Source organism: Flavobacterium sp. (genome assembly GCF_043779715.1).
In the GTDB taxonomy this organism is placed as follows: domain Bacteria; phylum Bacteroidota; class Bacteroidia; order Flavobacteriales; family Flavobacteriaceae; genus Flavobacterium.
Map to the genome: position 1 here is coordinate 1 of NZ_JAYWDT010000200.1, position 14,916 is coordinate 14,916.

At 31.6% G+C, this 14,916-nt stretch carries 15 protein-coding genes; 5 read left to right on the forward strand and 10 right to left on the reverse strand.

All coding sequences use genetic code 11. From position 1 onward, the window contains the following. The 3 genes from ACH2BG_RS09605 to ACH2BG_RS09615 form a co-directional block, all read right to left on the reverse strand. Positions 1 to 1,095, reverse strand: a 1,095-nt coding sequence (locus ACH2BG_RS09605) for a VWA domain-containing protein (RefSeq protein WP_395047475.1), incomplete at its 3' end; no start/stop codon positions are given. A gap of 70 nt (positions 1,096 to 1,165) precedes the next feature. Beyond that, on the reverse strand, positions 1,166 to 1,306 hold the full coding sequence (locus ACH2BG_RS09610; RefSeq protein ID WP_395047476.1) for a hypothetical protein: 141 nt from the start codon (positions 1,304 to 1,306) through the stop codon (positions 1,166 to 1,168). Further along, the gene (locus tag ACH2BG_RS09615; RefSeq protein ID WP_395047477.1) at positions 1,299 to 1,847 is read right to left on the reverse strand and encodes a hypothetical protein; all 549 of its coding nucleotides are present in this window, start codon (positions 1,845 to 1,847) and stop codon (positions 1,299 to 1,301) included. Before ACH2BG_RS09615 ends, ACH2BG_RS09610 begins: the two co-directional genes overlap by 8 nt. Before the next feature lie 128 nt (positions 1,848 to 1,975). Between ACH2BG_RS09615 and ade the strand changes: the two genes are divergently transcribed. Further along, entirely contained in the window at positions 1,976 to 3,598 is a 1,623-nt protein-coding gene (gene ade / locus ACH2BG_RS09620; protein WP_395047478.1) for an adenine deaminase, read from the forward strand. 4 nt (positions 3,599 to 3,602) lie between these two features. On the opposite strand, the gene ACH2BG_RS09625 is transcribed toward ade, so the two are convergent. The 3 genes from ACH2BG_RS09625 to ACH2BG_RS09635 are packed head-to-tail and all read right to left on the reverse strand — an operon-like array spanning position 3,603 to position 5,543. Further along, positions 3,603 to 3,947, reverse strand: a complete 345-nt coding sequence (locus tag ACH2BG_RS09625) for a HopJ type III effector protein (protein ID WP_395047479.1) — start codon at positions 3,945 to 3,947, stop codon at positions 3,603 to 3,605. Between the two features lie 3 nt (positions 3,948 to 3,950). Further along, entirely contained in the window at positions 3,951 to 4,664 is a 714-nt protein-coding gene (gene rsmI, locus ACH2BG_RS09630) for a 16S rRNA (cytidine(1402)-2'-O)-methyltransferase (protein ID WP_395047480.1), read from the reverse strand. After that, a complete protein-coding gene (locus ACH2BG_RS09635) occupies positions 4,665 to 5,543 on the reverse strand; it encodes a hypothetical protein (protein ID WP_395047481.1) in 879 nt (292 codons plus the stop codon). Between the two features lie 190 nt (positions 5,544 to 5,733). On the opposite strand from ACH2BG_RS09635, the gene ACH2BG_RS09640 reads away from it, so the two are divergent. The 3 genes from ACH2BG_RS09640 (at position 5,734) to mscL (ending at position 9,252) form a co-directional block, all read left to right on the forward strand. Continuing rightward, positions 5,734 to 6,354 carry a thymidine kinase gene (locus ACH2BG_RS09640; RefSeq protein WP_348074487.1) on the forward strand — a complete coding sequence of 207 codons (621 nt, stop codon included), beginning with the start codon at positions 5,734 to 5,736 and terminating at the stop codon, positions 6,352 to 6,354. 9 nt (positions 6,355 to 6,363) lie between these two features. Next, the gene (locus ACH2BG_RS09645) at positions 6,364 to 8,808 is read left to right on the forward strand and encodes a bifunctional UDP-N-acetylmuramoyl-tripeptide:D-alanyl-D-alanine ligase/alanine racemase (protein WP_395047482.1); all 2,445 of its coding nucleotides are present in this window, start codon (positions 6,364 to 6,366) and stop codon (positions 8,806 to 8,808) included. A 72-nt stretch (positions 8,809 to 8,880) separates the two neighbouring features. Further along, a complete protein-coding gene (gene mscL / locus ACH2BG_RS09650) occupies positions 8,881 to 9,252 on the forward strand; it encodes a large conductance mechanosensitive channel protein MscL (protein ID WP_395047483.1) in 372 nt (123 codons plus the stop codon). A 53-nt stretch (positions 9,253 to 9,305) separates the two neighbouring features. Here the strand turns inward: mscL and ACH2BG_RS09655 are convergent, their stop codons facing one another. Continuing rightward, on the reverse strand, positions 9,306 to 9,689 hold the full coding sequence (locus ACH2BG_RS09655; protein ID WP_395047484.1) for a hypothetical protein: 384 nt from the start codon (positions 9,687 to 9,689) through the stop codon (positions 9,306 to 9,308). Positions 9,690 to 9,696: 7 nt separating this feature from the next. Then, entirely contained in the window at positions 9,697 to 11,664 is a 1,968-nt protein-coding gene (locus ACH2BG_RS09660; RefSeq protein ID WP_395047485.1) for a T9SS type A sorting domain-containing protein, read from the reverse strand. Between the two features lie 178 nt (positions 11,665 to 11,842). Here ACH2BG_RS09660 and ACH2BG_RS09665 point away from each other — a divergent pair, with 178 nt between their 5' ends. Then, entirely contained in the window at positions 11,843 to 12,832 is a 990-nt protein-coding gene (locus ACH2BG_RS09665) for an aspartate-semialdehyde dehydrogenase (RefSeq protein WP_395047486.1), read from the forward strand. Positions 12,833 to 13,593: 761 nt separating this feature from the next. On the opposite strand, the gene ACH2BG_RS09670 is transcribed toward ACH2BG_RS09665, so the two are convergent. Both ACH2BG_RS09670 and ACH2BG_RS09675 read right to left on the reverse strand, forming a co-directional pair. Beyond that, positions 13,594 to 14,289 carry an SIMPL domain-containing protein gene (locus ACH2BG_RS09670; protein WP_395047487.1) on the reverse strand — a complete coding sequence of 232 codons (696 nt, stop codon included), beginning with the start codon at positions 14,287 to 14,289 and terminating at the stop codon, positions 13,594 to 13,596. Between the two features lie 47 nt (positions 14,290 to 14,336). Then, positions 14,337 to 14,916: rhomboid family intramembrane serine protease (locus ACH2BG_RS09675; protein ID WP_395047488.1), on the reverse strand; the 580-nt coding region annotated here is incomplete at its 5' end.

Genomic DNA, 14,916 nt, shown 5'->3' on the forward strand with positions numbered 1-14,916 from the left:
TGTTTCGTAATCTTCAAAAATCATTTCACCTAAACCTTTTAGTCCAGTATAAAATGCTTTGCCTTGGTTGGCTTCTGTAAATCGATTGACAAATTTTTGTAAATATGGATCATTTGCAATCATAAAAGTTGTAATTGGAATATGTAATTTTCGTGCTTGTTGTGCCTGATTATAACATTTGTCTACAATATATTCGTCAAGTCCATTACTGTTCATATAATACTCGCCATTTTTTTCGCGAACACAGCTTGGTTTTCCATCAGTAATCATAAAAATTTGCTTATTGGTATTTCTTTTTCGTCTCAACAAATCCATCGCTAACTGTAATCCTGCCACTGTATTAGTATGATATGGTCCTACTTTTAAATATGGTAAGTCCCGAATTGGAATCGTCCAAGCATCATTACCAAAAACTAAAATATCAAGTGTGTCTTTAGGATATCTAGTTGTAATTAATTCGGCAAGTGCCATCGCAACTTTCTTTGCTGGTGTGATACGATCTTCTCCATAAAGTATCATGCTATGAGAAATATCAATCATTAAAACAGTACTCATCTGAGCTTTAAATTGCGTTTCTTCTACAACCAAATCTTGTTCGGTAAGCATAAAATCATCAACACCATTATTTATTTGTGCATTTTTCAGGCTTTCTGTCAAAGAAATTCGTTCTAAACCATCTCCAAACTGAAACTCTCTTAACTCTCCAGTATGCTCATCACCACTTCCTGTTTGTTTTGTTTTATGATTTCCAGTTCCTGACTTCTTGATGTTTCCAAAAATTTGATCTAAAGCACTTTGACGAATAGCTCTTTCTGTTTTAGCAGTAATTCCAGTTCCTGTTGTTCCATCTTCTTTAAGCTCTTCTCGAATATATCCTTTTTTCTTTAAATCTTCAATAAAATCATCGATTGTATATTCTGCAGTTGTCAATTTATATTCGACATCAAGCTCTCGCAACCAACTTATGGCCTCGTCAAAATCTCCTGAAGTGTGTGTAATTAACTCTTTGAAAATAGAAAAAAGTTTATCGAACGGAGATTGAAATGGAGCTTCATATTGCTTGAAAAAAAATCCTTTTTTGTGTTCCTTATTCATAATCTAAATGTAATACAAATTATTTTTTAGATTTACGAAACGTTTATTAATATTTAGTTAAAAAGAATCATTAGTCTTTTGATTTATTAAATTTTTTCACAATAGCTTTTAGTTGTGCTGCACGATCTACTTTTGCTTTTTTGACTTTATCCTGAGCTTTATGAAGCTTATCATTGTGTTTTTTGATATTCTTTTCGGTGTTTCTACTCATGATAATTGCGTTTTATTTCTTCTAAATTCTTATTGGTATAAATTAATTCATTGATGATTTTCTCTCTTAATTCATCAATATTTTGATTACTAAAATATTTTGCCCAACTAGTCAATGTTAATATATTTCTGGCTTGTTTTATTCTTTTTGCCGTTTCTAATGTGTTTCTTAAAACTGGGTTATTATCAAAATCAGGGTTATTCTTGTGTTGGTAATTTATCGTTTTGTTATTGAAATTAGCTTCTAAATAATATAACTTCTCGAAGTTATTGTCTAGATAAAAACCGTCCCATTTTGCAAAACCCAATTTAGTTTTAGATCCCGATTCTGGCTCGAAAGCAACCAGTCGCCACTTGCTATTTGCTAGTCTTCCCCAGTGATTAGAAAGGCGATACATTCCTGCTTCGGTATAAAAATATTGACTCCCAGATTCACTCTTGTAATTCGGAATTAGAGATTCGACAGTTTTAATTTCAGCTTCATTAAAAACACAAAAAGTATTTTTGAAAGATTTAGAACTAGGATTAAATTTATTTAGCAACACAACATTTTTATTAACAATTATCGGTACAAAATAACAACAAATAACTGATTACAATTAATAAAAACACTGCAAAAATAAAAAATGGTGTTACTTTTGGCTTTTATTACTTTTTTAAAATAAACAAAATGCAGATTCAAGGACAAATTGTAGATATAGAGAGAAAACGAATTTATTCAGGTGAAATTACTGTCGAAAACGGGAAAATTATTTCTATAATTGAGAAAAATCATGAGGTAAAAAACTATATTCTTCCAGGATTTATTGACGCACATATTCATATTGAAAGTTCGATGCTTGTACCTTCTGAATTTGCAAAACTTGCTGTCCTTCACGGAACGGTTGCTACCATTTCTGATCCGCACGAAATTGCCAATGTGTTAGGAAAAGAAGGCGTTTATTATATGATTGAAAACGGGAAAAAAGTACCATTGAAATTTCATTTTGGTGCGCCATCTTGTGTTCCTGCAACTGCTTTTGAAACTGCTGGTGCGATTATCGATTCTGAAGAAATAAAAGAATTAATGGCTTCTCCAGATATTTATTATTTGTCGGAAATGATGAATTATCCTGGTGTTTTGTTTGATGATGAAGAAGTTTTAAAGAAAATTGCTTGGGCAAAACATTTTGACAAACCTGTTGATGGTCATGCGCCTGGACTGCGTGGAGAACCTATCAAAAAATATATTTCGGCAGGAATTACAACCGATCACGAATGTTTTACTTACGATGAAGCACAAGAGAAATTATCACTTGGTATGAAAGTTATTATTCGTGAAGGAAGTGCTGCAAAAAACTTTGAAGCATTGATAGATTTACTTCCAGAAAATTACGAAAATATGATGTTTTGTTCTGATGACAAACACCCTGACGATTTGATTTTAGGACATATTAATTTGCTTTGTGCTCGTGCTGTTGCAAAAGGAATTGATGTTTTCAAAATCTTGCAAGTGGCTTGTGTAAATCCAGTGAATCATTACAAAATGAATGTTGGTTTGTTGAAAGAAAATGATGCTGCCGATTTTATTATTGTTGAAGATTTAATGAATTTTAAAGTCAATAAAACGTATATAAATGGCAAATTAGTTGCAGAAAATGGACAATCATTCGTAAAACATGTTGATTTTGAAACACCAAATAATTTTAATATTACCGAAAAGGAGGTTAGTGATTTTCAAATTCGGAGTTCAGCATCAAAAATTAGAGTAATTGAAGCCTTGGAAGGACAATTAATCACAAATGAAATTCATCACAATTCACTCATAGAAAATGGAAAACTTGTTTCAGATATTGATAATGATATTCTAAAAATGGCCGTTGTTAATCGTTATCAAAATACAACTCCAGCAATTGCTTTTATCAAGAATTTTGGTTTAAAAAAAGGTGCTATTGCAAGTTCCGTTGCACACGATTGCCATAATATTGTGGTGGTTGGAACATCGGATGAAGAGATTTGTAATGCTGTCAATTTAATCATCAAAAACACTGGTGGAATTTGTGCCGTAAATGGCTCTCAAAACAAATCATTAGCCTTACCCGTTGCAGGAATTATGAGCGATAAAGATGGTTGGGAAACTGGAAAATTGTACCAAGAAATTGATGCGATGGCAAAAGATTTAGGTAGTAATCTAAAAGCTCCATTTATGACACTTTCGTTTATGGCACTTCTAGTAATTCCAGATTTAAAATTATCTGACAAAGGTTTGTTTAGTGGGAATACTTTCTCATTTGTAGATTTGGAAGTGAAATAAATTATTATTTTAAAACCAAAGGAACTCCTTCAAATCTTATTTCATTCCAACCCGTTTTCATAAAATTACGAATGTTTTGATGATTTGTACTCTCTGGATTTCCTAAAACTTCTTCAAAATAATAAGAACCAAAACAAGAAAGCATTTTAGTTACTGATAATTTTTGTAATAATCCAAAAGCAAATAATTTACAAGAACCTGAATTCTCAACTACATTATTATATTGAGAACCATTTTGAAAAGCTGTTGGAGTAAAAATATAATTTTGTTCAATTACTACTATAGTTTCTTCAAAAGTTACATTCTCAGCTGACTGATTTAATTTTTCTATAAAATCTTTTAATTCCATAAACTAATCCTCATTATCAAATTTGCCTTCTTTTTTCTCTTTTACAGAAATTTTTCCGCCTACAATAACTACAATTTCTCCTTTTGGTGGTTTAATTTCAAAATGTTTCAAGACTTCTTCAGCAGTTCCTCTAATTGTTTCTTCGTGTAGTTTAGATATTTCCCTAGAAACAGAAACAGGTCTTTCTGAACCAAAATACTGTACAAATTCGCCTAATGTTTTTACTAATTTGTGTGGAGAAACATACAAAATCATGGTTCTAGTTTCTTCCGCTAGAGCCAAATAACGTGTTTGACGACCTTTTTTTTCGGGTAAAAAACCTTCAAAAATAAACTTATCATTAGGAAAACCACTATTTACTAAAGCTGGTACAAATGCTGTTGCTCCTGGCAAACAATCTACTTCTATATTATTTTCGACACAAGCTCGAGTGAGCAAAAATCCTGGATCTGAAATTGCGGGCGTTCCTGCATCGGAAATTAGAGCAATATTTTCGCCAGTTTGTATGCGCTTTATAATATTTTCGATGGTTTTATGTTCGTTGTGCATGTGATGACTGTGCATGTGTGTCGAAATCTCAAAATGCTTCAAGAGTTTTCCACTGGTGCGCGTATCTTCGGCAAGAATCAAATCGACTTCTTTAAGCACGCGGATAGCACGAAAAGTCATGTCTTCAAGATTACCTATCGGCGTTGGAACAAGATATAATTTTCCCATTTACACGAATTTACTAGATACAAATTCCATAAAACGGTCTGCAAATTCTTCCTTTCCTTTCCAGTCATTGTAATCTGGTTTTACCATTTCATCAATAAAATTCTTAGCATCTTCTAGCGAATCGAAAGTTGATATTTGTGAAACTACACGGTTAAAATCTTCGACACTTCCATCAAATAATTGTTTTTCGAAAGCCAATTTGTCATTCAAACCAATATTGACACTTTTATTAAGTTTGTCATTAAGATTTATAGCAGGTTTGATATCTGCTTTATCAAAAAATATTTCGGTTTCAATTTTTACTTCTGGAACAACTTTTTCTTCAATTTTATCTTCTATAATTTTTGATATTTCAACTGGAATTACAAATTCCTCTGTTTTTTTAACATTAGAAACTCTTTCAAAAATTGGTTCTGGTTGCATATTACTTAAAAAATCATCTATCGAAACTTGCTTTTTTTCTAGCTTAGGAATTTCAATAATTGGCATTTCAATTGCTACTTTTCGTTCTTCAACAATTATTTTTGGTTCTTCAATAATTGCTTTTGGCTCTTCAGTAGCCACTTTTACTTCTTCGACAACTGTCTTTACAGGAGGAATTTCTTCATTTATATCATGAATAATAATTTCTTCACCTTTAGTTTTTGCGGTTGGAATTTTTTCATCAAAATCAAACGCTTTTTCAACTATAACTTCTATATCATGTAAACCAATTGTAGGTTTTGTTTCGCTAAAATGTTCTTCTACAAATAATAAAACAGACAGTTTTTCGTATAATTTTTGAGCTTCATGGTGCAATTCACGAACATCTTCTTTATGTTTTAGTTGTAAAATTCGGTGCGCAATGCTAATTAATTCAGCTTCTAACTTTTTTTTCATGTGTATTCTATATTTTTATATTTTGGAACATGTAATAATTATTGGTACTAAATTTATTCTTACAAAAGTTATTTTAATAATTATTTCATAACTTTTACTATTATACTCAATAAAGCTTTTCTTTTTTAATAAATTTGTTCTGTTACAAAGTAATAAAAACTATTCATTTTTATCGTCATAAAAATAAAAAATGTTTCTCGAAAATACAGTAAATCATAAAGAGCAGTTTGGTTGGATTGAAGTTATTTGCGGATCGATGTTTTCGGGTAAAACCGAAGAGCTAATTCGTAGACTAAAAAGAGCACAATTTGCCAAACAAAAAGTCGAAATTTTTAAACCATCTATCGATACTCGATATGATGAAGAAATGGTGGTTTCACACAACAAAAATGAAATTCGCTCTACTCCTGTTCCTGCTGCCGCAAATATTGCGATTTTGGCACAAGGTTGCGATGTTGTAGGAATTGATGAAGCTCAGTTTTTTGATGATGAGATTGTCAAAATTTGTAATGATTTAGCAAATTCTGGAATTAGAGTTATTGTAGCTGGATTGGATATGGATTTTAAAGGAAACCCTTTTGGCCCAATGCCAGCGCTTATGGCAACTGCAGAATATGTTACAAAAGTACATGCTGTGTGTACTCGCACAGGAAATCTTGCCAATTATAGTTTTCGGAAAACCGACAATGACAAACTTGTTATGCTTGGCGAAACCGAAGAGTATGAACCATTAAGTCGCGCAGCATATTATAATGCGATGCGTGAAAATATGATTGTAAAAGATGCTGAACATTTATCAAAAGAAAAATAATTAGACCAATTGACTATATCCTTAAACAATATAATTCCAATTCTAAATGCAAATTTTCAAGGCATTGAGACTGATATACATATCAATAATATTTCTATAGACAGTCGTTCTTTACAAAACAACGAGAATACTTTATTTTTTGCGATAGTTGGCCCTAACAATGATGCTCATATTTATATTGGAGATTTAATTTCTAAAGGCGTAAAGAACTTTGTAGTTACCTATATTCCTAAAAGATTAAATGATAAAGCAAATTTTATAGTTGTCGAAAACACACTTGTTGCTTTACAAAAATTTGCCAGTTATTACCGCAATTTATTTCATTTTCCAATCATAGGAATTACAGGAAGTAACGGAAAAACTATTGTAAAAGAGTGGCTTAATTTCTTATTAAGTCCTGATTATAATGTGATTCGAAGCCCAAAAAGTTACAATTCGCAAGTTGGCGTTCCGCTATCAGTGATTGGAATTAATGAAAATCATAATTTAGGAATTTTTGAAGCTGGTATTTCTACCAAAGGAGAAATGGAAAATCTTCAAAAGATAATTCAGCCCAGCATTGGGATTTTAACCAATATAGGAACTGCTCATGACGAAGGTTTTACCGATATTTCTGAGAAAATAAAAGAAAAACTAAAACTATTTACTAACGCTGAAGTTTTAATTCTCAATAAAAATAAAACCATCGAAGCTTTTATAAAAACGGAAATAAAAACTTTTACTTGGAGCACAAGTGACAAGTCTGCCGATGTTTTTTTTCAGAAGAAAACCTTCGATGATTATTCGATTTTGAATATTACAAATGAAGATAAATGTTTTAAAATAAAAATTCCATTTACAGATGAAGCTTCGCTAGAAAACAGCATGCATTGCATCTTGACTATGTTGTATTTAAAGTATGATTTAGACACAATCGAGCATCGAGTAAGTCAATTGTTTCCAGTCGAAATGCGATTGAAAGTAAAAAACGGAATTAATAATTGTACTTTAATTGATGATAGTTATAGTGCTGATTTTCAATCATTAAAAATTGCTTTAGATTTTCTTGAAAATCAAAAACAACACTTAAGGAAAATACTAATTTTATCTGATATATATCAGTCAGGATTAGAAGATGAAAATTTATACGCTCGTGTTTCTCAGCTTATTATTTCAAATAAAATAAATCGCGTAATTTGTATTGGCGATATCATTTCTAAATATAAAAATAAGTTTTTCAATGCGATTTCTTATGTTTCAACTGATGATTTTATTACCGATTTTGAGAATTTAGATTTTGTAAACGAAACCATTTTAATAAAAGGTTCTCGTCATTTTGAGTTCGAAAAAATCGTAACCTTACTCGAGGAAAAAACACACGAAACGGTTTTAGAAATTAACTTAAACGCTATAAGTCACAATTTAAACTACTACAAATCTAAACTGAATCCGAAAACCAAAATTATGGTTATGGTAAAGGCTTTTGGTTATGGAAGTGGCGGATTTGAAATTGCAAAACTCCTCGCCCATCATAAAGTTGATTATCTTGGTGTTGCTTTCGCTGACGAAGGAATCGAACTCCGTCAAGCAGGAATCGAATTGCCTATTATGGTTCTTAATCCAGAAATGACAAGCTTTCCGTCGATAATTCAATACAATTTAGAACCAGAAATATATAGCATTCGAGGTCTAAAAGCATTTATAAAAATTACGGAACAAAAAGAACTTACCTATTATCCTATACATATTAAGATAAATACGGGAATGAATCGTTTGGGTTTTGATGATGAGATTGTTCCTGAACTCATATCTATTTTGCAAAAACATGATTCGGTTCAAGTAAAAAGCATTTTGTCCCATTTAGCTGCCAGCGATGATTTAACACACGATATTTTTACTAAAAAACAAATTTTAGATTTTGATGCAATTTCTAACAAAGTCGTAACAGAACTCAAAATAAATCCTATACGTCATATCTCAAACACTTCGGCAATAAGCAATTATCCGCAAGCGCAATTCGATATGGTACGATTGGGAATTGGCTTATACGGAGTTTCTAACGATATAAATGAAACAAAAGAACTTGAAAATGTAGGTACACTAAAATCGATAATTTCACAAATACGAACCTTAGATATTGGAGAAAGTGTAGGATATAATCGCCGATTTATGGCTAAAAAACCAACAAAAATAGCTACAATTCCTATAGGATATGCCGACGGGATTTCTCGTGCTTGGGGAAATGGCGTTGGTTATGTTATAATTAATGAACAAAAAGCTCCAATCATAGGAAGTATTTGCATGGATATGCTCATGATCGATGTAACCGAAATTAATTGTTTCGAAGGAAATGAAGTGATAATTTTTGGTAAAAATCCATCGGTTACAACAATTGCAAAAGCTATAAATACCATTCCCTACGAAATATTGACAAGTATTTCTGGAAGAGTAAAACGGGTTTTTTATAGAGAATAATTAGAAAATATTTGGCTATTATTTGAATAAAATATTAAATTGGCTTTCTAATTAACCTAAAACAAGTAAATTATGGGAATATTATCCGAGTTTAAAGCTTTCGCAATGAAAGGTAATGTCGTTGACTTAGCAGTAGGTGTAGTTATTGGTGGTGCTTTTGGAAAAATCGTAAGTTCACTAATAGAGGATGTTATTACTCCATTATTGTTAAAACCAGCTTTGTCAGCAGCCAATTTATCTAAAATAGAAGAATTAACCATTTTTGGTGGTGTAAAATATGGTATGTTTATATCCGCAGTAATTAATTTTATTATTATTGCTTTTGTTTTATTTCTAATTATTAAAGGAATGAATACCGCTAAAAATAAAGAAGCAGCAACAGCACCAACTGGTCCAACTCAAGAAGAATTGCTTACACAAATTAGAGATTTATTGAAAAAATAAATTGCTACAAAATATATAAATAAAAAAAGGAGGATTTTAAAATCCTCCTTTTTTTATTCTCTGACTTTCAACCAGCCAATATAATTTTTAGGAATACCTAACGTTAAAAATAAAACTAATGGTAAACACCAGTTTGCTGACCTTTCCACAAATTCTACAAATTCGTCACCAGATATTGGTCTACTCAAGGCAGTCATAAATGCCCATAAAATAGCCCATGCCACTACTACACGAATAGGGTAAACCAAAATTATAAAAGCGATGATAATATCTGCGATTCCAATATACGGCATTATTGCGATGGCTTCATCTCTTGAAAATCCATAGCAGGTAATTAAAGGAATCCATTTTTGATTGATTCCCAATGCCACTATTCCATGACCTAAGAAGGTACCAAAAACACCAACTCTAATGCATTTTTCTAATATGTTATTCATTTTATAATTACTCACGAATCATTATTGAAGTGTCTTTTTGATTTTCCATTTGGATTTCAAAAGCATATACTCCTGCATTTAATGATGAAGCATTATAGCTGTATGTAAATTCAGTTGATGATTTGGTTGCTTTTTCTGTTGCTACAAGCTTCCCTTTTATATCGTATATATTTATTTTCACATCACCTGTGTTAGGAGAAGAGTATTCTACTTTGAATACATCTTTTACGGGATTTGGATACAACTTTATTGGATAAAAAATTCCTTTTGGAGTATCCGTAGATAAATAAGGTTTGTTGATGCAAAAATTATCGATAACAATATTAGAATCATCATAAACAGTACCACACAGCGTTGTATTTGTAACATCAAACATTACATAATGATAATCTGATTTGAACGTTTGTAATAATGAAGAAGTCCCTGCTGAATATAAAGGAGCTCCAGCACCACCACAAACCACCTGACATCTACCTTCACCTGCTAAACTACCATAATTTGCTACAGGAACAGTTGTGCTCACATTTCTATTAATTGGTTTAAATCTTTCATATAAATGATCATGACCAGTTAAAATTAAATCTACCCCATAATCATCAAAATCTTTAAACCACGTATTCCAATAGCTATTCATTTCACCAGCGTGTGGTCCTACAGTATAAAAAGGTTTGTGAAACGAAATGATTTTCCATTTTTTACTTGCATTTGCTGTCAAAGTATTGGTAAGCCATGTTCTTTGAGCTGCATCTGCTGGAGTTTCAGAGTTCAAACAGATAAAAATAGCTTCTCCATAATCTACTGAATAATACAATTCAGTTGTAGGTACATTGTTTTTTGGTAAGTCAAAAATATTCTGATAATAAGATGCAGAAGCTACATCATGGTTTCCTTGTGCGTGCAATATTAATTTATTGTTGATTAAATTAGTCCCATTATCGAACCAAGCATCCCATTGTGAAGCTGAACTTCCAGTATCAACAATATCACCATTAAAAACCACAAATGCTGGATTTTTTGCATTCATTAAAGTAGAAACTGTATTCCAAACTCCTACATTTGTTCGGCTATCTCCCACAGCTGCAAAAGAAAAAGTATTGGCATTTAAAGGAGGTGATGTTACATATGTTTTTTGAGCTGTCCATGTGCTAGATACAGAATCATATAACGAATAATATATTGTTGCGTTTGATGATAATATTCCAGGAAATATAAAACTAAAAAATTTATTTGTTGCCGCTGCATAACCTGCTCTAGAAGCAATATTTGTTATTCCTTGCTCATAAGCAGTTGTGTATCCCCATTTTATTTGATCGATTGTAGCTGCTGTAGAATTTGTCCATGAAATAGTTAATCCTTCTAAAGGATTTTTTGTAGTTCCCCAACGAATATGTTTTTGTGTTGTAGAAACTGGAGCTGTAATATTTCCAAGAAGTTCCAAGTCAAAACTAATATCTGAACTGTTGGCCGCATTTTGATGAATTTCTACCGCAATAGTATTACTTCCAGTTATAAATGTGCTAATTGGTAGTGTTGTAGTCTGAAAAGTCCCCCCATCATCACTGGCAAGAGTAGCTAAAGTTGTATTTGATGCTCCAGCAGCTAAATTATCTCTATAAACTTCATTACCATTTACATAAACGGCAACACCATCATCTCTTTTTACTTTCAAAGTATAGTTAAGAAATAAACTCGCATCAGCAATAGTGAACGTTTTTCTGAAGTATGTTGTAATATATTTATTTGTAGAACTCGCTCCATAACCAACTACGGTTGCTTCATCTCCATCACCATAACCTAATTGAGCATTACCTTGTAACCAACCCGTTTCATCTATTGTTGTTGCTCTCCAAGCCGCTCCTTGATTAGAGCCATTATCTAAATACTTCCATGATGAACCAGTATTTACAAGCGTAGTTTGTGACATCATTATGGTTTGTATTCCTATGCATAACATTGCAAAATAAATTTTCTTCATTTTTTATTGGTTTTAGTTGTGTGGTGCAAAAGTATAAAATCTCGACTTTTATTAAATTATTTGTAATGTTATTATTTCGTAAATGTAAGTTTAATTCTTTTTAATGTTATTGTAAAGGATATTTGTTTTTGAATTTAATAATTAATTACTTTTGCACTACGAATTTAATAAATAAAATATGAGAATCGCAGTTGTTGGTGCAACCGGAATGGTTGGCGAGGTAATGCTTCAAGTTTTATCCGAAAGAAATTTTCCTGTAACCGAATTGATTCCCGTTGCTTCAGAGCGATCTGTAGGAAAGGAAATAGAATTTAAAGGAACAAAATATAAAGTCGTAGGAATGCAAACAGCTGTTGATATGAAAGCCGATATTGCTTTATTTTCTGCTGGTGGAGAAACTTCTTTAGAATGGGCACCAAAATTTGCCGCAGCTGGTACAACTGTAATCGATAATTCATCGGCTTGGAGAATGGATCCAACTAAAAAGCTGGTTGTGCCAGAAATAAACGCATCTATATTAACAAAAGAAGATAAAATTATTCCAAATGCAAACTGTTCTACCATTCAATTGGTTATGGTTTTAGCGCCGTTGCATAAAAAATATAATATCAAACGTGTTATTGTTTCTACTTATCAGTCTATTACTGGAACTGGAGTAAAAGCTGTACAACAACTAGAAAACGAATATGCAGGAATTTCTGGTGAAATGGCTTATAAATATCCTATTCACAGAAATGCCATTCCACAATGTGATAGTTTTGAAGAAAACGGTTATACCAAAGAAGAAATGAAACTGGTTCGTGAAACTCAAAAAATATTAGATGATAGAACCATTGCTGTTACAGCTACTGCAGTTCGTGTGCCAATAGTTGGCGGACACAGCGAAGCCGTAAATATCGAATTCTCTAATGATTTTGATGTGAATGAAGTGCGTCAGCTTTTGCACAACACACCTGGAGTTATTGTACAAGATAACAATGACACTTACACCTATCCGATGCCTATGTATGCGCAAGGAAAAGATGATGTTTTTGTAGGAAGAATTCGTCGTGACGAAAGCCAACCCAATTCAATAAACATGTGGATTGTAGCCGATAATTTACGTAAAGGTGCTGCTACAAATACGGTTCAAATCGCTGAGTATTTGGTTAAGAATGGTTTGGTGTAAATTATTTTTTGTGTTAAATCAGACAAACTAGCTATTTAGGTACAATACTAAAGAACATGAGTGAAATATAACGATTATTATAATCTAACCGAAAATCTTGAAAGAAAAATATTCAGCGAAACCATAGTTTTGAGTGAAGATTTCACTGAATTTGCATTGGATGTAATAATTAAAAACGACTTACTTAAAGAAATTCCTGTTTTAAATTATTTAGTGTGTTTTTAAAATATTTCATCGTCAATAATTGCACATCATAACGTTAAGAAAACAATAATTTTCCTTCAGTAACTTCACTCACAAACTGTTGATAACAAAAATCTTAAAACATTCAAAAAAAGAATGAATTAAGATAAGAAATACAAACATGAAGTATTAGAAACAATTTTAGTTTTATTGGGAAAAATTAACTTGGCAAGAATTTCAAAAAATTTTCGTTCATATTAAATAATTTAAATCCATCCAGTTATATTCTTTTAGAGAAATACTCTAATAAAAATTCATCAATTAAATTGTCTATATCTCAGGATACTAAAAGGAGAAGCATTTATGTTAGCATGTGGAATAGGCACTAAATTTGAAGATATTTTTAGATTAACAAACTCAGGAATAAAACTGCATGAATTTGGTTTGAAGCCTTTAAATAAAAATACTCTGCCTAACAAGTAGTTTACAACAACTATATCGCTTGATTTTTTTCCAAAAAACTATAAAAAAAGCTGAACAAAATTGTTCAGCTTTTTTTATCCGGCAAACTTTAAATTTTAATCTAATACAAAAGTAACCTGAACATTTGCATTTATTTCTATTTCGCCCACAGCTAATGTTTCTCTTGGTGCAGATGCATCTGCTTGCATTGCCATCACGCCTCCTTTAAACATTGGTTGTGGATAAAACGTTTGTGAGTTGTCCGAAATTATTAGCGCTTTTCCTATTTTTTGGTTTAAAACCGAAACATAATCTAACGCTTTTTGTTTGGCATTTAAAATGGCTTTTTTTCTAGCTTCGGCTTCGTAAGTTTCCATTTTTGATGATTTAAACTCGACACCATGTATGTTGGTAACGCCAGTTTCGGTAATTCCCATCATAAACTCGTTGTATTTTGTTAAATCCTTTAATGTAACTGTAACCGTTTGGTTGGCTACATAATTGTATTTCTTTTTTTCGTAATCGTAATTCTTATTCAAGCTTACATTTGTGGTCTGAAAATCGGTAGCAGGAATATTGTTGCTTTTTATAAATTTCAGAATTTTTTCTATAATAATATCATTCGCTTTTTTTACTTCGGCGGCTTCTTTTCCTGTATTTTCAACTCCAAGAGAAATAATTCCTTGGTCTGGAACTACTTTTATTTTTCCTTCGCCAGAAACTGTTATTTGCGGAATTTGAGGCATTTTCTGATCTTGTGCGTATGTCATCACGGTAAAAAATGTTATTAATGTTACTACTAAATTTTTCATAATATATATTTTTAAATTAAACATAAGTAAACAAATGGCGTGCCAAACTATAACTTTCCCATTTTTGCTAAAACAAATAACAAAATAATGGGTACGGCCAACAAAATAACCATATTTGTGTTTTCAGTTAGCATTATGGGTTCTTTACAAATTGTAATCAAATAACCACCTATTGCACCGCCAAAATGGGCTGTGTGACCAATATTATCATTCTTGGCTTTCATACCATAAATAGAATATAACAAATAACCTATTCCGAATACATAAGCAGGAATTGGGATTGGTATAAAATACAGGTACAAACTCATATCTGGATTTAATAAAATTGCAGAATACAAAATTCCCGTAACTGCTCCCGAAGCACCAATGGCTCTGTAACCATAATCATTTTTATGAAAATATAATGTAAGTAAACTTCCTGCTAACAAACTGCCTAAATAAATTAACAAAAATGAAGTGTTTCCTAAATTTTCTATAACTACAGGCGCAAACATGAATAAGGTAAACATATTAAAAAATAAATGTCCCCAATCCGCATGAAGAAATGCCGAAGAAAACATTCTGCTTTGTTCTCCTGCACGAATACTGCCTATGTGGAACTCATTTTTTCTAAAAAAAGAAATGTCA